We start from the raw sequence: 18,035 nt of genomic DNA on the forward strand, positions 1-18,035 counted from the left end.
TCTCACCTAGCCGTTGGATACAAGCGCCAGCGCGCGGATCGGGCTGCCGGTGCCATGTTCGATCTTGAGCGGTGCGGCGATCAGGATGGCGCCCTTCGGAGGCAACTGGTCGAGGTTGCAGAGGCTGGCGAGGCCATAGCGGTTCGCCTTGTGCATCAGCGTGTGGGCCGGAAATGGCGGCTCCATGCCGCCGGCCTTGCCGGCATCGGTGCCGATCGTCTCTGAGCCCCAGCCCTTGATATCCTTGCTGATCAGGAACTGGATGGCTTCGGCTGTCGGACCTGGCGTATGTGGGCCGGTTTCGTTGGCGTTGAGGAATTCGGCTTCCGAGCCATTGCGCTTATACCAGTCGGTGCGCATGACCACCCACTCCCCGGCGTTGATGGCGCCATGCTTGGCTTCCCACGCCTTGATGTGGTCGACGGTGAGCAGGAAGTCGTGGTCGGCGGCGGCTTCCTTCGAGCAGTCGATGACATTGACCGGACCGACGAAATTCTGCGCCGGAATGGTGTCGGTGGCGCCGTCCGGATAGTCCTTGCCGCTGATCCAATGCTGCGGCGCATCGAAATGCGTGCCCGAATGCTCCCCAAGCTTCAGCCAGTTCCATGCCCACCACGGGCCGTTCTTGTCATAACGGGAGATGTTATGGATCTCGACCTTTGGCGTGTCGACGGCAAGCTCCGGCGGCAGCTTGATAAGAGGCGTATCGGGTCCGAGTTGCGCAGAGAGGTCGACCACCCTGATGGCGCCTGAAAGCAGCTGGCCGGCGACTTCGCCGAGGAGTTTTTGCGTGTCCATGGTCTGAAGTTCCCTCTTCTGGTGAAGATCAAGGCTCGTCTCGGCCCTTAATATCCTACTAGACGAAAACATATGCATCTGCAATTATCTTTAAGCATAAAGGAAATGGGAACGGGGCGTGAGCGAGTTCGACGCCATCTTTGTCGGGGCGGGCCACAACAGTCTGGCGTGCGCTGCGCATCTGGCGCTCAAAGGCTGGAAAACCGGGATTTTCGAGCGCAGTGCAGCAATCGGCGGCGCCGTCCAGACCCACGAATACACCCTCCCAGGCTTCCGGCACGATTTCGGTGCAATGAATCTGAGCCTGTTCGCCGGCTCCGCCTTCCACCGGAAATATGCAAATGAATTGAAAGCACAGGGTCTTGAGTTCGCGCCGGTCGCCGACTGTTTTGCCAGCGCCTTCCCGGACGGACGCTGGTTCGGCGTCAGCAACGATCTGGAAAAAACCACCGGCCGCATGGCCGCTTTCTCCGCCGCCGATGCCGCGACCTGGCGTAGACTGGTCGCCGCCTTCCCGGCAGAGGCCGAGCATCTGTTCCGGCTGCTGGGCTCGCCGATGAGTGCCCGCGCGCTTGCCGGCACCGCCTGGAACCTGTGGCGCAAGAAGGGCATGTCGGGCGCATTCGACACCGCTCGGCTTTTGCTGTCATCGCCGCGCGCCTGGCTGGAGGAAAATTTCGAGTCCGCGCATGTGCGGGCAACGCTTGCCACCTGGGGCATGCATCTCGACTTTGCACCCGACACCGCCGGCGGCGCCGTGTTCCCCTATCTGGAATCCATGTCCAACCAGACCTTTGGCATGGTGATAGGCAAGGGCGGCGCCGACACGATCATCCGGGCGCTGGCAGGTATGGTCACCTCGGCGGGCGGCAAGATCGTCACAGGGACAGAGGTTGCCGAAATCACCGTTTCCGCCGGCAAGGCATCGGGCGTGCGACTCGCTTCAGGTGAGACACATACGGCCACCAAGGCAGTGATTGCCGGCGTCGCGCCCAGGGCGCTGACCGGCAAGTTGCTGCCCAACGGTTCCGGCGACGCCGGCTTCGACACGGCGATGCAGAAATTCCGGCACGCGCCGGGCACGATGATGATCCATCTGGCGCTCGACGACCTGCCCGATTGGCGCGCCGGCGCGGAGCTTCGGCAGTTCGCTTATGTGCATCTGTCGCCGTCGCTCGACGCGATGTCGCGCACCTATCAGCAGGCGATGGCGGGCATGCTGCCGGACGAACCGGTGCTGGTCGTCGGCCAGCCGACCGCGATCGATCCGTCGCGCGCGCCTCAGGGCAAGCATGTGCTGTGGGTGCAGGTGCGCATGCTGCCTGCCGAAATCCTGGGCGATGCGGCAGGCAGGATCGCGCCCGCGCATTGGGATCAGGTCAAGGATGCCTACGCCGAGCGCGTGCTCGACATCATCGAGATATACGCACCCGGACTGCACGCGAAAATCCTCGGCCGTGCAGTGTTCTCGCCAATCGACCTCGAGCGTGAGAACCCCAATCTCGGCGGTGGCGACCAGGTCTGCGGCAGCCACCATCTGGCACAGAATTTCCTGTTCCGCCCGGCGCGCGGTTATGCCGGCTGGAACACGCCGGTCGGCAATCTGCATCTCATAGGCGCCGCGACATGGCCCGGCGCCGGCACCGGCGCGGCCTCCGGCTTCATGCTCGCGCAACAGCTTGGCGGGAGGTAGCTCGCAAGATTTCATGAAGGCGACGAGAGGCAAGGCGCTGCTGCCCACGAAGCCCGGATCGATAAACTGATAGTGCCGCGCAAAGACAACAAAACCAACAAGGGGAACGACCATGACAATCAACAGACGAGAATTGCTGGGATACAGTGCCGCGGCACTTGGGGTGGCGGCGATCGGCCTGCCTGAGATCGCCAAGGCGGCAGCGGGCGAGCTGACCATCGCCTATAACGTCAACCTGCCGTCCTGGGATCCGACCACCGGACCCTCGGCCGTCAACCCGACGATCCAGGGCCTCTACCAGTCAGTGTTCGACCAGTTCATTCCGCAAAAGCCGGACCTGTCCTTTGCGCCTGGCCTGCTCACCGAATGGGGCTGGAACGAGGATCGCACCAAGGTGACGATGACGGTGCGCGAAGGCGTGACCTGGCATGACGGCTCGCCCTTCACGCCCGAGGACGTGGTCTGGTCGCTGCAGCGGGCGGGCGACGAAAAGACCGGCAATCCGATCCAGTTCGTCTGGAAGAACGTCAACAATTTCAAGATCGACGGCAACAAGATCACCGGCGACGTCGTGCAGTTCGATCCGGTCTATTTCAAATGGATGTCGTTCCTGACCGGCTACATCCTGCCGAAGGCCTACTACGAGAAGGTTGGCGCGGAAGGTTTCGAGAAGGCGCCGATCGGCACCGGCCCGTACATGGTGGAAAAATTCGAGCGAAATGCTTTCCTCCGACTGAAGGCCAACCCGCACTATTGGGGCGACAAGCCGGCCTTCGAGAATGTGACGATCAAGTTCGTCACCGACGCGGCGAGCCGCGTTGCCGAGATCGAATCCGGTTCCTCGCAGGTGACGCTGGAGGTCCCCTATGAAGAGTATGACCGGCTGATCGCCAAGGACGGGCTTGCCGGCTCGTGCAAGCCTGTTTCCGACATCGGCATGATCTTCTTCAATGACATTGAAGCGATGCTGGACAAGAACGTCCGCCAGGCCGCTGTCATGGCTGTGGACAAGGAGCTTCTGGTCAAACGGCTGCTGCGCGGCTATGGCCAGCCGATCGCTACGCTGGAGACCCCGGAGTACACGGCCTTCGATGCCTCGATCAAGGTCGAGCACAATCCTGAAAAGGCCAAGGAGCTGCTCGCGGCTTCCGGCTATTCGCCGGAAAAACCGGTCAAGTTCACCATCCAGACGACCAAGGGCTTCAAGCCCAAGGATTATGAGATGATCCAGGCGATCGTCGGCATGTGGCGCAAGGTCGGCATCGAGGCGACGATCGAGGTCTACGAGATCGCCAAGCACTATGAGCTGCGCGCCGCCGACAAGCTGGCGCCGGCCGCCTTCTACAATTGGGGCAATGCCATCGGCGACCCGACGACGTCGACTGGTTTTGCCATGTATGGGCCGAGCCCGCATTCGGTGTGGGACAGCCAGGACCTGATCGACATGATCAATCCGCTCTGGGGCGAGAAGGACGAGGCCAAGCGCATCGCCGGCTGGAAGGCTGTCGACAAGTATATCGCCGAGCAGGCCTATGTGCTGCCGCTGATTCAGTATGCGCAACCTATCGTGCATGCCAAGGGCGTCAACGTGGTGCAGCATGTGTCCGGCGCGCTGCTGCCGGCGCTGATGACCCCGGCCTGATATCGGCTTGTGGGCGCCACCCTTCGCTGAGCGGCCCCCTCATCCGGCCCTTCGGGCCACCTTCTCCCCGCTGGGGAGAAGAGACCAGCTCAGCTGTCCGTGACCTCTTCTCCCCTCGGGGAGAAGGTGGCCGCGAAGCGGACGAATGAGGGGGCTCTTCGTTAGAAACGCACTGGGCCAACACCAGAATGCTCCTGCAACGATTCCTGATCCGTCTGCTGACGATGCTGATCACGCTGTTCGGCGTGGCTGTCGTCGTCTTCGTCGTGATCCGCGTCGCGCCTGGTGACCCGATCGCCATGATGCTGCCCCCCGGTGCGACAGATGCCGACATCGACCGGCTGCGTGCACTCTACGGGCTCGACAAGACCATCGTGCAGCAATTCTTCATCTGGCTGTCCGGCGTCGTCAGGGGCGATTTCGGCACCTCGATTTCGCTCAGGCAAGATGTGCTCAGCCTCGTCTTCAACCGCTTGCCGGCAACGCTGGAACTCGCCATCGTCGCGCTGATCATGGCGGTTGGGCTCGGCGGCACGACGGCGATCCTCGGCGCCCGCGAACGTGGCACGGCGGTCGAAGCCGGCATCGATATCGCCAGCGGTGCCGCCCTTTCCATTCCCGATTTCCTGTGGGGCCTCGTGCTGATCCTTTTGTTTGGCGTGCTGGTGCCGATCTTCGACATTTCCGGCCGCGTGTCGCCGCAGCTCGATCTGCCCTTCGTCACCCAGTTCTATTTCTTCGAGAGCTTGCTTCGGCTGCGCCTCGACCTGACCTGGGATCTCCTGAAGCACATGCTGATGCCGGCTGTGGCGCTGGCGCTGCCGCTGGCCGCAATCATCGCGCAGTTGCTGAAACAGTCGCTGAAGGAAGTGCTGGACCTCGACTATGTCGTGCTGGCGCGGGTGAAGGGGTTTTCGGAAACGCAGGTTATCCTGCGCGAGGCGCTGAAGAACGCTGCCTTGCCGACACTGACTCTCGTCGGCGTCCAGTTCACCTTCCTCATCGGCGGCACGGTCATCGTCGAGCGGCTGTTTTCCTACGAAGGGCTCGGTAACATGGCGATCGATGCCGTCATCAACCGCGACCTGCCGCTGATCCAAGGCATCGTGCTGGTGTTCGCGCTGCTGTTCGTGCTGATCAATCTTGGCGTCGACATGATGTACGCGCTGCTCAATCCGAGGCTGCGCCATGGATGAGGCACGCATCGCCCGGCGCGGACTGGGCCCGAGGCTGTGGCTGGCCGGCGGCTGGCTGCTGCTGGCGCTGCTGGCCGCGATGTTCGCGCCGCTGGTCGCACCGCAGGACCCGCTGGCGCAAGACCTGATGCTGGAACGGCTGCCGCCATTCTGGATGAGTGGTGCGGAATCCGGCTATTGGCTGGGCACCGACAGCCTCGGCCGCGATCTCCTCTCCCGGCTGATCTTCGGCGGCCGTATCGCCTTCATCGTCGCTTTCGCGGCGGCGATTGCCGCCTGCCTTGTCGGCTCGACGCTCGGATTGGTCGCCGGCTATTTCGGCGGCTGGGCCGACCGCATCATTTCACGCATCGTCGATGTCTGGATGGCATTTCCTCCGGTGCTGTTCGCCATCCTGCTGGTCGCGGTGCTCGGCACTGGTCTCAGCTCCGTCATCCTCGCCATCGCCATCATCGACTGGACGCGCTTTTGCCGGGTGATCCGCGCCGAAGCGATGGGCCAGTCGCGCATGGACTATGTCGAGAACGCCCGCATCGCCGGCTATGGCCGCATCGGCATCATGCTGCGCGAGGTGCTGCCCAATGTGGTGCCGTCGATCGTGGCACTGCTGTCGCTGGAGATGGGCATCGCCGTCATCGTCGAGGCCATCCTGTCCTTCGTCAATCTGTCGATCTCGACCGACGATCCGACCTGGGGCGGCATCATCGCCGAGGGCCGGCTGTCGATCCATCAGGCCTGGTGGGTGCTGGTGTTTCCGCTTGTCACGCTGATCCTCACCGTGCTGTCGTTCAGCCAGTTCGGTGAGGCGCTGAAGACACGCTTCGATCCGGTGCTGCGATGAGCGCTTGCCTGGATATTGCCAATCTGAGCGCCGTGCTGCCGAACGGCCAGCGCGTGCTGCGGTCGGTGTCGCTCTCCGTGCAGCCGGGTGAGGTGCGTGCTCTTGTTGGCGAGAGCGGCGCCGGCAAGACGATGATCGGCAAGGCGGTGCTCGGTGTGCTGCCGTCAAGCGTGCGCATCGTCGAAGGCGCCATGCAGCTCGAAGGCGAAGACCTCGGCAGGCTGCAGCCCAAGGCAAGGCGCACGCTGATCGGCGCTCGCACGGCGCTGATCCCGCAAGATCCGTTGACTGCGCTCAACCCGTCGCGCCGCATCGGTCCGCAGATGACTGACCGGCTGGTGCGCATTCTCGGCTGGAACGGTGACAAGGCGGACAAGCGTATCCGGCAATTGTTGGATGAGGTGCAGATCCGCGATCCCGACCGGGTGCTGAAATGCTATCCGCACGAGCTGTCCGGCGGCATGCGCCAGCGTGTGCTGATCGCCGCCGCCTTCGCCGCCGAGCCACGGCTGATCGTGGCCGACGAGCCGACAACCGCGCTCGACGTTACCGTGCAAAAGCAGATCCTGCGACTGATCGCCGAGCTGCAGCGCGAGCATGGCACCGCGATCCTGTTCGTCACCCACGATCTCGGCGTCGTTGCAAAGATCAGCCAGCAAGTGTCTGTGCTCTACGCCGGCAAGGTGGTGGAAGAGGCTGACACAGCCGCTCTCTTCGCCGCGCCTGAGCATCCCTATACGCGGGCATTGATAGCCGCCACGCCACGCTACACCCATCCCTTGGCCTCGCTGAAGCCGGTGGACGAGACCGTGCTGGCCGGGCTTGCCGCCGAGATCGGCGCGGCAGACCAGGCGTGGAGGCGGCCGCATGGTTGAGCCGCTGTTTTCCGTGCGCGGGCTGAAGGTGGCGCTGCCCGACATGACCCGCAAGCCGCTGATCGGCCGCGCGCCGCTGGCCGAGATTTTGAAAGGCCTGGACTTCGATCTGCCGAGAGGTTCGGTGACCGGCATCGTCGGTGAATCCGGGTCCGGAAAATCGACGCTCGGCCGCACGCTTGTCAGACTTCTGGAGCCGAGCGTCGGCAGCATCCATTTCGAGGGCCGCGATATCGCCCATCTGCCGGATGCGGAGCTGCGACCTCTGCGCCGCGACCTGCAGATGATCTTCCAGGACCCGATGTCGTCGCTCAACCCGCGTCGCACCATCGCCGGCATCATTGCCGCGCCGCTCAAGCAGAATGGGCTTGGCGACAGGCTTAGGGAACGCGTCGCCGAGGCATTGCATCGCGTCGGCCTGCCGCAAAGCTTCGCTAGTCGCTATCGTCATGAACTGTCGGGCGGGCAGCGCCAGCGCGTCGGAATTGCGCGCGCGTTGGCGCTTTCGCCGAAATTCGTGCTGGCCGACGAGATCGTCTCCGGCCTCGACGTATCGACGCAGGCGCAGATCCTCACCCTTTTGGAGAGACTGGCCGCGGAGATGGGGCTGACGGTCGCCTTCATCAGCCACGACCTGTCGGTCATCCGGCGGCTCTGCCAACAGGTGATCGTGATGCGCGAGGGCGGGATCGTCGAGGCGAGCGCCACCGATGCGCTGTTCGACAATCCCAGGGAGACCTACACGCGCGACCTGCTTGCCGCCATTCCGCTGCCCGAGATCGATGCGGACTGGCTGCGGCCAGCGGCGAAAGCGCCGGAATAGGATTGTTCATCTGCACGCCCAACAGCGGGCCTCGGACGTGCAGAAGAGCAAAATCAGCCCGCGAACGGAGGGTAACATGAACTATGCAGCCCGCGGCACGATGCTTGCCGCGATCCTGTTCGGCTCGATGGGAGCGGCCTCGGCCGATTCGATCCCCGGCATGCGCGGCGACGACCACACCGGCATAACGGTGCCCGACATGAAGCAGGCGGTCGACTTCTTCACCGAAGTCGTCGGTTGCAAGAAGGCGATGTCGTTCGGGCCCTTTGCCGACGACAAGGGCACCTTCATGCAGGATCTTCTGGGCGTCGATCCGAAGGCTGTCATCGAGCAGGTCACCATGGTGCGTTGCGGCTATGGATCGAACATCGAGCTGTTCAAATACACCGCGCCTGACCAGAAGGATTTGACGCCGAAGAACAGCGATATCGGCGGCTTCCACATTGCCTTGTATGTCGATGATGTCGCCGCGGCGAAAGCCTATCTCGACGGCAAGGGTGTGAAGACGCGGATGGGGCCGCTGCCGGTCAAGGAAGGTCCGGCCGCCGGCCAGACCATCCTCTATTTCCAGGCGCCATGGGGATTGCAACTGGAGGCGATCAGCTATGCCGATGGGATGGCCTATGAGAAGGGCGCCGAGACCGTTCTGTGGAGCCCGAAGAACCCGGAGAAGTGATTTCCGGAGCGTGCTTGCGGGACCGATCCACAAGCGCCACCCCGTGCCCAGACAATCACTTCACTATGAAACTTTAAGCTTGAAATACCTCACCTCTGGCGCGATACTTGAGATGCAGCAAGCGAAGAGGAGATCGCACGGATGAAGGTTGCGGTTCTCGGCGGCGGACCAGCCGGCCTCTACTTTGCGATTTCGATGAAGCTCAGAGACGCCGCGCACGAGGTCACGGTGTTCGAGCGCAACCGCGCCGACGATACGTTCGGCTGGGGCGTCGTGCTGTCGGCCGAAACACTCGACAACCTTGCCAAAAACGACCCGGTCAGCGCTGTCTGGATCAAGAAGCATTTCGCCTATTGGGACGACATCGCCGTCATCCATGACGGCGTGCGCACGGTCTCGTCGGGCCACGGTTTCTGTGGCATCGGCCGCAAGCGGCTTCTGGTCCTGCTGCAGCGACGCGCGCGCGAACTTGGCGTGAGGCTGATGTTCGAGAGCGATATCGCCGACCCTCAGCCCTATATGGCGACGCATGATCTGGTCGTCGCCGCCGATGGGCTGAACTCAAGGGCGCGCAACACCTTCGTCGAAGTCTTCAAGCCCGACATCGACACCCGCAAATGCAAATTCGTCTGGCTCGGCACCAACCAGAAATTCGACGACGCCTTCACCTTCATCTTCGAGAAGACCGAGCATGGCTGGGTGTGGGCGCACGCCTATCAATTCGACAGCGAGACAGCGACCTTCATTGTCGAGTGCAGCGAACAGACCTGGGCTGCCTTCGGCTTCGGCGCCATGTCGCAGCAGGAATCCATCGCCGTCTGCGAGCGCATCTTTGAGAAACATCTCGGCGGCCACGCGCTGATGACCAATGCCAATCACATCAGAGGTTCGGCTTGGATCAATTTCCCGCGCGTGCTGTGCGAACGCTGGTCCTACAAGAACCTGGCTCTGATGGGCGACGCGGCGGCCTCGGCACATTTCTCGATCGGCTCCGGCACCAAGCTCGCATTGGAAAGCGCGGTGGCGCTGGCCGAATATGTCAAAACCGAACCGGACCTCGACGCCGCCTTCCGCAAGTATGAGGATGCGCGCCGCACCGAGGTGCTGAAGCTGCAGTCGGCGGCGCGCAATTCGCTGGAGTGGTTCGAGGAGGTCGAGCGCTATCTCGGCCTCGATCCGGTGCAGTTCAATTATTCGCTGCTGACCCGCTCGCAACGCATCAGCCACGAGAATTTGCGGCTGCGCGATGCCAAATGGCTTGAAAGCGCCGAGCAATGGTTCCAGCGCCAGGCAGGGGCAGGCGGCAACAGGCGGCGCCGGGCACCGATGTTCGCGCCGTTCAAACTGCGCGACATGCAGCTCAACAACCGCATCGTCGTTTCGCCGATGGCGCAGTACAAGGCAGTCGATGGCTGCCCGACCGACTGGCATTTCGCCCACTATGCCGAGCGTGCCAAGGGCGGCGCCGGGCTTGTCTATATCGAGATGACCTGCGTCAGCCCGGAAGGACGCATCACGCCCGGTTGTCCCGGCTTCTATGCGTCCGAACATGAGGTGGCGTGGAAGCGGCTGGTCGATTTCGTCCACACCGAGACCGAGGCGAAAATCTGCGCCCAGATTGGCCATTCCGGGGCCAAGGGCTCGACCCGTGTCGGCTGGGAGGGCACCGACGTGCCGCTCTCCTCGGGCAATTGGCCGGTCATGGCGGCCTCGGCGATTGCATGGTCGCCGCAAAACCAGGTGCCGAAAGCCATGGACCGCGCCGATATGGATTTGGTGCGCGACCAGTTCGTGGCCTCCACCGAAATGGCCGATCGTTGCGGCTTCGACATGCTGGAGATCCACGCCGCGCACGGCTATCTCCTGTCGTCCTTCATCACGCCGGTCACCAACCAGCGCACGGATGAGTATGGCGGTTCGCTGGAAAATCGCATGCGCTATCCCCTGGAAATCTTCCATGCGGTGCGCGCCGCCTGGCCGGCGCGAAAGCCGATTTCGGTGCGCATTTCGGCCAATGATTGGGTCGGCATCGAGGGTGTGACGCCGGCCGATGCGGTGGAGATCGCGCGGATGCTGCACGAAGCCGGCGTCGACATCTGCGACGTCTCGGCAGGCCAGACCTCGATTGCCGCTAAACCTGTCTATGGCCGAATGTTCCAGACACCATTCTCGGACCGCATCCGCAACGAGGTCGGTATGGCGACGATGGCGGTCGGCAACATCTACGAGCCGGATCATGTCAATTCGATCCTGATGGCTGGCCGCGCCGACCTAGTGGCCCTGGCACGGCCGCATCTCGCCGATCCCTACTGGACGCTGCATGCCGCCGTGACGCTCGGTGATCGTGGTGTCAAATGGCCGGATCCCTATCTGCCCGGACGCGACCAGATCTACCGGCTGGCCGAGCGCGATGCGGCGGCGGGGTTGAAAGTATGACGACGGCCTCGACGATCCCCGGCAAGCATGCTTTGGTCACCGGCGGCGGCTCCGGCGTCGGCCGGGTCATCGCACTCGTGCTGGCCGAAGCCGGTATCGAGGTGACCATATGCGGGCGGCGCGACGCCGAGCTTGCCAAGTTGGCCGGCGAGAACGACCGCATCCACGCCATGTCAGCCGATGTCACCGACGAGGCGGCGATGATTTCGCTCTACGCGCAAGCGGAAGCCGTGCGCGGCCCGTTCGACATCGTCGTCGCCAATGCTGGCATGGCCGGCAGCACGCCGGCGCACAGGACCTCGCTTGCCGACTGGCAGCGGACGCTCGACGTCAATCTGACCGGCGCCTTCCTGACGGTGAAGCCGGCGCTGGCCGGCATGGCCGCGCGCAAGGCGGGCCGGATCGTCTTCGTCGCCTCGACCGCAGGGCTGAAAGGCTACGCCTATGTCGCGCCCTACGTGGCGGCCAAGCATGGGGTGGTCGGGCTGATGCGGGCACTGGCGGCCGAGACGGCGAAATCCGGCGTGACCGTCAACGCCGTTTGCCCGGGCTTCGTAGAGACCGACATGCTGGCGGACTCCATTCAGCGCGTCGTCGAAAAGACCGGCCGCTCAGTCGAGCAGGCGCGGGCGAGCCTTGCCTCGACCAACCCGCAAGGCCGTTTCATCCAGCCGCAGGAAGTTGCCGCGACGGTGCTCTGGCTGTGCGGCGATGCGGCTGCGTCGATTACCGGACAAGCGATTTCGATCTCAGGAGGCGAAACATGGTAGCCGGCCCATTGCCCGCGCCGTCGGGACCCGGCAAGGACCGGCTGCGTCTCTGGATCAGGCTGCTGCGCGCGTCGCGCACGATCGAGGCCGAGCTGCGCGAGCGCCTGAAGAAGGAATTCGATACGACACTGCCGCGTTTCGACGTCATGGCCGCCCTCTACCGCGCGCCGGAAGGCATGCTGATGAGCGATCTGTCGCGCTTCCTGCTGGTATCCAACGGCAATGTCACCGGCATTGTCGACCGGCTGGTTTCGGAAGGGGTGGTCGCGCGCGCGCGCCGCAATGGCGATCGCCGCACATCCATGGTGCGACTGACCGACGAGGGTTCCAAATCTTTTGCCGCAATGGCCGCGGCGCATGAGGGTTGGATCGGAGAATTGCTGGCCAAGGTCAGCGAGGAGGATGCGCGCCGGCTGACCGGCATGCTGACCTCGTTCCGCAGCAACTGGGAGGGACGCGAATGAGTTCGATGGCCGGCCTCAAGCCGAAGCACTTCCTTTGGGAAGTCGAAGGCAGGATCGCCAGGGTGCGGCTCGACCGGCCGGAGCGCAAGAATCCGCTGACCTTCGACAGCTATGCGGAACTGCGCGACACGTTCCGCGATCTCGTCTATGCCGACGACGTCGACGCCGTGGTGTTCCTGCCCAATGGCGGCAATTTCTCCTCGGGCGGCGATGTCCACGACATTATCGGCCCCTTGGTCAAGATGGACATGAAGGAATTGCTCGCCTTCACCCGCATGACCGGCGATTTCGTCAAGGCGATGCTCAATTGCGGCAAGCCGATCATCGCGGCGGTCGACGGGGTCGCGGTCGGCGCCGGCGCCATCATCGCCATGAGCGCCGACATCCGCATCGCCACGCCGGAGGCCAAGACCGCTTTCCTGTTCACCCGCGTCGGGCTTGCCGGCTGCGATATGGGCGCGTGCGCGATCCTGCCGCGCATCATCGGCCAGGGCCGTGCCGCCGAATTGCTCTACACCGGCCGCACGATGACGGCGGCGGAAGGCGAGCGCTGGGGCTTCTACAACAGGCTGGTCGATGCCGCAGTGCTCGAGGCCGACGCGCTCGAGATGGCGGCGCGCATCGCCTCCGGCCCGACCTTCGCGCACGGCATCACCAAGACGCAGCTCAACCAGGAATGGTCGATGGGCCTCGACCAGGCAATCGAAGCGGAAGCGCAGGCGCAGGCGATCTGCATGCAGACGGGTGACTTCGAGCGCGCCTACAAGGCCTTCGTGGCCAAGGAAAAACCGGTGTTCGAGGGGAATTGATGGCAGACAGGAGCTTCCTCAGCTGGCCGTTCTTTGAAGATCGCCACCGCGAACTGGCCGAAAGGCTGGAAGCATGGTGCGCCAGGAACCTGCCCGTCGATCACCATGACGTCGATGCCGCCTGCCGCGAGCTGGTGGCGAAACTTGGCCGCGACGGCTGGCTGAAGCCGACGGCGCTCGATACGGACAATCCGGGACCGCTCGATGTCCGCACCTTGTGCATCACCCGCGAGACGCTGGCGCGCCATGACGGGTTGGCCGACTTTGCCTTCGCCATGCAGGGGCTCGGCACCGGCGCGCTCAGCCTGTTCGGCACACCCGACCAGCAGCAATGGCTGGCAAAGACCAGGGCCGGCAAGACGATTTCCGCCTTCGCGCTTTCGGAGCCACGCTCCGGGTCGGATGTCGCCAACACCGAAATGATGGCGAGCCGCGATGGCGACTTCTATATCCTCAGCGGCGAGAAGACCTGGATTTCCAATGGCGGCATTGCCGATCTCTACGTCGTCTTTGCCCGCACCGCCGAGGCACCGGGTGCCAAGGGACTTTCCGCCTTTCTCGTACCTGCTGATACCAAGGGGCTTGGCATTGCCGAGCGCCTTGAAGTGATCGCGCCGCATCCGCTGGCGCGGCTTTCCTTCGATCAGGTCCGGGTGCCGGCTTTGGCGCTGATCGGCAAACCGGGAGACGGCTTCCGCATCGCCATGTCGGTGCTTGACGTGTTCCGATCGACGGTCGGCGCGGCGGCACTCGGCTTTGCCCGCCGGGCGCTGGACGAAAGCATCAGCAGGGTGGCCGAGCGCAAACTTTTCGGCGCTCCGATGGCAGAGCTGCAGATGGTACAAGGCCATATCGCCGACATGGCGCTGGACGTCGATGCCGCGGCGCTGCTGGTCTACCGCGCTGCCTGGACCAAGGACATGGGCGCGGCGCGTGTAACCCGCGAGGCGGCGATGGCCAAGCTGTTCGCCACCGACAAGGCGCAAGAGGTGATCGACAAGGCTGTGCAACTGCATGGCGGCGACGGCGTCCGCAAGGGCCACATCGTCGAGAGCCTCTATCGCGAGATCCGCGCGCTGCGCATCTACGAGGGCGCATCCGATGTGCAGAAGGTGGTGATCGCACGGCAGGTGATGGGTGCGGCCTGACGGCGATGTATTTGATTTGAGATTGATCTTTAAGAATACCGGGGAGGCTTGAAAATGCACGAGATCCTGCAGCCGGAGGGCTGGGCGAAACCGGTCGGCTACGCCAACGGCATTGCTGCGCGCGGCAGGCTCGTCTTCGTGGGCGGACAGGTCGGCTGGAACGGGCAGTGCCAGTTCGAGACCGACGATTTCGCCGGCCAGGTGCGGCAGACGCTGCAAAACATCGTCGCCGTGCTGGCGGAAGCCGGCGCGGAGCCACGGCACATCACCGCGATGACCTGGTATTTCACCGACAAGGCCGAATATCTCGGCAATCTCAAGGGTATAGGCGAGGCCTATCGCGAGGTGATCGGCCGGCATTTTCCGGCCATGGCCGCCATGCAGGTGGTGGCGCTGGTGGAAGATCGCGCCAAGATCGAAATTCAGGCAACCGCCGTCATTCCGGATTAACGAATTCGTTATTCCCGGATTGATCAGCCGCGCAGCCCCGCCTGCCTGAGCAGCGGCAGCACATGGTCGCAGAAATAGGGCAGTTCCCTGGTGTAGTTGACGAAGGATAGCGCGATGCCCTGGTAGCCATGCCCGGCTATTGCCGCCATCTCGGCGGCAATCGTTTCCGGCGTTCCAACCAGCGGGTAGGTGCCGGCGCCGCCGGCGAAACGCTGCCGGTGGCGGTCATAGGCATGCGGGTCATGCGACTGCGAGAACTCCTTCTTGCCTGCCATATGAGCATCGACCGCATCGTGGTCGACCAGATCGACGGCATAGCGCGTGTAGTAGGCCTGCGCCTCTTCCATGGTTGGACGGCAGACGACATGCGCCACCGTGTAGACGCCGACGTTGCGGCCAACCTTGTCGGCCCGCTCGCTGATGTCGGCGACATGCTTGCCGGCATCGCTCATTTCCGAAAAGGTCGTGAACAGATAATCGCATCGGGCGGCGGCGAAATCCCGGCCCGGGCCACCGAAAGCAGCGTTCATGGTCACCGGGCGTGGAACCTGCAGGCTCGCCGGCCGGCTCACCGCCTCCTTGAGGCGATAGTAGGTGCCTTCATAGTCCAGAGGCTGGTCCGAGGCGTAGAGCTTTTCCAGGATTTCGATCCATTCGGCGGCCTGGTCGTAGCCCTTCTCGACCAAAGGCGTGCCGAACATGCCGAATTCCTTCGGGTTCCAGCCGCAGACGATGTTCAAGCCGGCGCGGCCCTGGCTGATATGGTCGACAGTTGCCAGCGCCTTGGCGGCATAGAGCGGATGCACCAGCGGCACATGCACGGTCATGAACAGGCCGATCTGCTCGGTGGCCACCGCCAGAGCTGCTGCCCAGGTGAAGGTCTCGAACGACCATTCGCGCACCTTGTTGCGGCCGCCAAAGCCACGCCAGCGCGCGATCGGAAGCATAAATTCCAGCCCGGCGCGGTCGGCGATCTGCGCCGCCGTCAGATTGTCCTGCCAGCTTGCCGTCCAGCGTTCAGGCACATCGGTGATGGCCAGACCGCCATCGGCATTGGTCGAAAAGACGCCGAGCTTCAGTTTGTTCGAGCCGTGCAGGGGATGCGTTTTGATCATCATGGGAACTCGTGGCGGGAGACCGACACGCTAGGCCCGCGCAAAAATATTTCAAGCCTGAAATAGCTTCGCCTCGCCGCCGATTGCGGATATGAATTTGGAGGGGAAAAGGGGATGGATATGAGCGCGTTCCGTCAGAAGTGCATCGGCAAGACCAATCTCGTCGGCTCCTTCGCCGCTATTCCCCATCCCGTCGCCGTCGAAGTGATGGCGCTCACCGGCCTCGACTTCGTCTGCATCGACTGGGAACATGCCCAGATCGCGCGCGACACGATCGAAACCATGGTGCGCGCGGCCGACGTGCATCGCGTGCCGGCCATGGTGCGTGTTCCCGGTCATGCGCCGGACGCTATCCAGGCGGCGCTCGACAGCGGCGCACAAGGCGTGCTCGTGCCGCGCGTCTCGACCGCTGCTCAGGCCGAGGCGGCGGTGAAAGCCTCGCGCTATCCGCCGCTGGGCGAGCGCGGCGTCGGGCCTGGCCGCGCGGCTGGCTATGGCTATCGCATTCCCGAATATCTGGCCGCGGCCAATGACAGGGTGGTCGTCGCGGTCCAGGTCGAGACATCGGAGGGGCTGGCCAATATCGAGGCGATCGCTGCCGTCGACGGCATCGATGTGGTCTTCGTCGGGCCCGGCGATCTCTCCGTGTCGATCGATGCGATCGGGCCGAAAGGCGTGGACAAGCTCAATGAGGCAATCACAAGGATCATCCGCGCGACCGTCGCGCACGGCAGGACATCGGGCTTATTCTGCGCCAGCCCACAGACGATCAGCCAGTGGGCCGCAATCGGCGCGAGCTTCTTCGTGCTGGCCAGCGATACGATGTTTCTTGGCGCCGGCGCTGCGGCCAACTGCACCGCTGCGCGCGCCGAGCTGCGGTAGACGGGCGGGATCGGGCAAAAACTTTTTAAGCTTAAAACTTTTTCCTTGAAAAGCGCAGCACATTGGATAGCATCCAAACTCGATGGCGACTGTCGTGCCGGTGGGGCTTGCCGGGCAGTCCGTCGCGGTGCTCCGGGTGGGAGGGGTTTCAGTCCTTGTCGTTCATACTGCCCCAGTCATCGTCCAGCGCGCGTTATGCTTTCGACGGCGTACGTGCCCAGATCCGTGACCTGCACACCGAAAACATTGCCAACCTTGCCGTGCGCGCCCGAGAACTGGGCGACGTGATCGCGCTCTGGTACGGCGAAGGCGACATGGTGACGCCCGCTTTCATCCGCGACGCGGCGAAGGCCGCCTTCGATGAAGGCCAGACGTTCTACGTCCCTAACATGCGTGGGCACCCCCTACTGAACGAGGCGCTGTCGGAATACCAAACGCGCATTCACGGCCGGACGATCCCGATTGCGCGCACCACGGTCACGCCCGGCGGCATGCAGGCGCTGTACCTGGCGCTGGAACTGCTGGTCGATACCGGCAACAACGTCGTCTATGTCGCGCCGCAATGGCCCAACATCCACAACGCCATCCATCTGATCGGCGGCGAGCCAAGGCCGTTTTCGCTCGACTTTAAGGGCGACTGGCATCTCGATCTCGACCGGCTGTTCGCCACTTGCGATGCGCGCACACGCGCGATCTTCCTGTCGACGCCGTCCAACCCGACCGGCTGGACCGCGTCGCGCGAGGAGATGCAGGCGCTGCTCGACTTCAGCCGGCGCACCGGCATCTGGATCATCTCCGACGAGGTCTATGGCCGGCTCTATTTCGACGGCAATGTTGCTCCTTCCATCCTGCAGATCGCCGAGGATGGCGACCGGGTGCTGTCGGTCAACAGTTTTTCGAAGGCGTGGGCGATGACCGGCTGGCGCATCGGCTGGCTGACGCATCCGTCGGGGGTGGCCGACCAGCTTGGCGCCATGACGCAGTACATCAACAGCGGCACCGCCGCGCCTATCCAGGCAGGCGCTGTCGCCGCCATCCGCCAAGGCGAGCCGCTGGTCGAGGAGATCAGGCAGCGGATCAAAACCGGCCTCGACCTTGCCTATGACAGGCTGGCCCAGATTCCCGGCATCATCCTGCCGACGAAACCGCGCGGAGGCATGTATGCCTTCTTTGCCATGGACGGCGAAAGCGACGCCCGGCAGGCCTGCGCCAGGATACTGGAGACGGCGCGCGTCGGGCTGGCTCCCGGCCACCTCTTTGGAAATTCGGCAGCGGCCTTCCTGCGGATGTGCGTGTGCCGTGAACGCGACCAGATAGCGACCGCGCTCGAGCGCATGGTCGCCGCCATGAATTGACGCCCCGCTGGGAGGTGGGACGGCAACAAACCGTGCGGGAGCAAACCCGCCCGATCACAACC

General features: G+C 63.7%; 17 protein-coding genes and 1 pseudogene. 16 read left to right on the forward strand and 2 right to left on the reverse strand.

All coding sequences use genetic code 11. From position 1 onward, the window contains the following. Positions 1–6: 6 nt before the first annotated feature. Complete coding sequence (locus tag NKH22_RS12655) at positions 7–798, reverse strand: cyclase family protein (protein WP_023695181.1); 792 nt, start codon at positions 796–798, stop codon at positions 7–9. A 118-nt stretch (positions 799–916) separates the two neighbouring features. Between NKH22_RS12655 and NKH22_RS12660 the strand changes: the two genes are divergently transcribed. The 14 genes and pseudogenes from NKH22_RS12660 (at position 917) to NKH22_RS12720 (ending at position 14,621) form a co-directional block, all read left to right on the forward strand. Next, positions 917–2,491 (forward strand): phytoene desaturase family protein, encoded by a 1,575-nt coding sequence (locus NKH22_RS12660; RefSeq protein WP_023820892.1) that lies wholly within the window; start codon positions 917–919, stop codon positions 2,489–2,491. 112 nt (positions 2,492–2,603) lie between these two features. Beyond that, positions 2,604–4,133, forward strand: coding sequence for an ABC transporter substrate-binding protein (locus NKH22_RS12665; RefSeq protein WP_023686913.1), 1,530 nt, complete (start codon positions 2,604–2,606; stop codon positions 4,131–4,133). Between the two features lie 33 nt (positions 4,134–4,166). Then, positions 4,167–4,279: pseudogene (locus NKH22_RS31520) on the forward strand (endonuclease domain-containing protein); the annotation flags it as partial. Positions 4,280–4,321: 42 nt separating this feature from the next. Next, positions 4,322–5,329, forward strand: a complete 1,008-nt coding sequence (locus NKH22_RS12670) for an ABC transporter permease (RefSeq protein WP_023699867.1) — start codon at positions 4,322–4,324, stop codon at positions 5,327–5,329. Beyond that, positions 5,322–6,170 carry an ABC transporter permease gene (locus tag NKH22_RS12675; protein ID WP_023820893.1) on the forward strand — a complete coding sequence of 283 codons (849 nt, stop codon included), beginning with the start codon at positions 5,322–5,324 and terminating at the stop codon, positions 6,168–6,170. Before NKH22_RS12670 ends, NKH22_RS12675 begins: the two co-directional genes overlap by 8 nt. Continuing rightward, complete coding sequence (locus NKH22_RS12680; protein ID WP_023695186.1) at positions 6,167–7,045, forward strand: ABC transporter ATP-binding protein; 879 nt, start codon at positions 6,167–6,169, stop codon at positions 7,043–7,045. The genes NKH22_RS12675 and NKH22_RS12680 overlap by 4 nt, the downstream gene beginning before the upstream one ends. Next, positions 7,038–7,868 (forward strand): ATP-binding cassette domain-containing protein, encoded by an 831-nt coding sequence (locus NKH22_RS12685; protein ID WP_352909667.1) that lies wholly within the window; start codon positions 7,038–7,040, stop codon positions 7,866–7,868. Before NKH22_RS12680 ends, NKH22_RS12685 begins: the two co-directional genes overlap by 8 nt. Before the next feature lie 76 nt (positions 7,869–7,944). Continuing rightward, positions 7,945–8,544 (forward strand): VOC family protein, encoded by a 600-nt coding sequence (locus NKH22_RS12690; RefSeq protein ID WP_023745667.1) that lies wholly within the window; start codon positions 7,945–7,947, stop codon positions 8,542–8,544. Positions 8,545–8,685: 141 nt separating this feature from the next. Next, complete coding sequence (locus tag NKH22_RS12695; protein WP_023820896.1) at positions 8,686–10,980, forward strand: bifunctional salicylyl-CoA 5-hydroxylase/oxidoreductase; 2,295 nt, start codon at positions 8,686–8,688, stop codon at positions 10,978–10,980. Then, entirely contained in the window at positions 10,977–11,750 is a 774-nt protein-coding gene (locus NKH22_RS12700; protein ID WP_023820897.1) for an SDR family NAD(P)-dependent oxidoreductase, read from the forward strand. Before NKH22_RS12695 ends, NKH22_RS12700 begins: the two co-directional genes overlap by 4 nt. Beyond that, complete coding sequence (locus NKH22_RS12705) at positions 11,744–12,214, forward strand: MarR family winged helix-turn-helix transcriptional regulator (RefSeq protein ID WP_023667803.1); 471 nt, start codon at positions 11,744–11,746, stop codon at positions 12,212–12,214. The genes NKH22_RS12700 and NKH22_RS12705 overlap by 7 nt, the downstream gene beginning before the upstream one ends. After that, complete coding sequence (locus NKH22_RS12710; RefSeq protein WP_023820898.1) at positions 12,211–13,023, forward strand: enoyl-CoA hydratase family protein; 813 nt, start codon at positions 12,211–12,213, stop codon at positions 13,021–13,023. Before NKH22_RS12705 ends, NKH22_RS12710 begins: the two co-directional genes overlap by 4 nt. After that, positions 13,023–14,171 (forward strand): acyl-CoA dehydrogenase family protein, encoded by a 1,149-nt coding sequence (locus tag NKH22_RS12715; protein ID WP_023820899.1) that lies wholly within the window; start codon positions 13,023–13,025, stop codon positions 14,169–14,171. The genes NKH22_RS12710 and NKH22_RS12715 overlap by 1 nt, the downstream gene beginning before the upstream one ends. A gap of 54 nt (positions 14,172–14,225) precedes the next feature. Further along, the gene (locus NKH22_RS12720; RefSeq protein ID WP_023667806.1) at positions 14,226–14,621 is read left to right on the forward strand and encodes a RidA family protein; all 396 of its coding nucleotides are present in this window, start codon (positions 14,226–14,228) and stop codon (positions 14,619–14,621) included. Between the two features lie 23 nt (positions 14,622–14,644). Here the strand turns inward: NKH22_RS12720 and NKH22_RS12725 are convergent, their stop codons facing one another. After that, complete coding sequence (locus NKH22_RS12725; protein ID WP_352909822.1) at positions 14,645–15,736, reverse strand: LLM class flavin-dependent oxidoreductase; 1,092 nt, start codon at positions 15,734–15,736, stop codon at positions 14,645–14,647. A 120-nt stretch (positions 15,737–15,856) separates the two neighbouring features. Here NKH22_RS12725 and NKH22_RS12730 point away from each other — a divergent pair, with 120 nt between their 5' ends. Together NKH22_RS12730 and NKH22_RS12735 are read left to right on the forward strand one after the other, a co-directional pair. Continuing rightward, positions 15,857–16,618, forward strand: a complete 762-nt coding sequence (locus tag NKH22_RS12730; protein ID WP_023820900.1) for an HpcH/HpaI aldolase family protein — start codon at positions 15,857–15,859, stop codon at positions 16,616–16,618. Positions 16,619–16,773: 155 nt separating this feature from the next. Further along, a complete protein-coding gene (locus tag NKH22_RS12735; protein WP_352909671.1) occupies positions 16,774–17,973 on the forward strand; it encodes a pyridoxal phosphate-dependent aminotransferase in 1,200 nt (399 codons plus the stop codon). Positions 17,974–18,035 lie beyond the last annotated feature (62 nt).

Source organism: Mesorhizobium sp. M1252 (genome assembly GCF_040318265.1).
Lineage (GTDB): Bacteria > Pseudomonadota > Alphaproteobacteria > Rhizobiales > Rhizobiaceae > Mesorhizobium.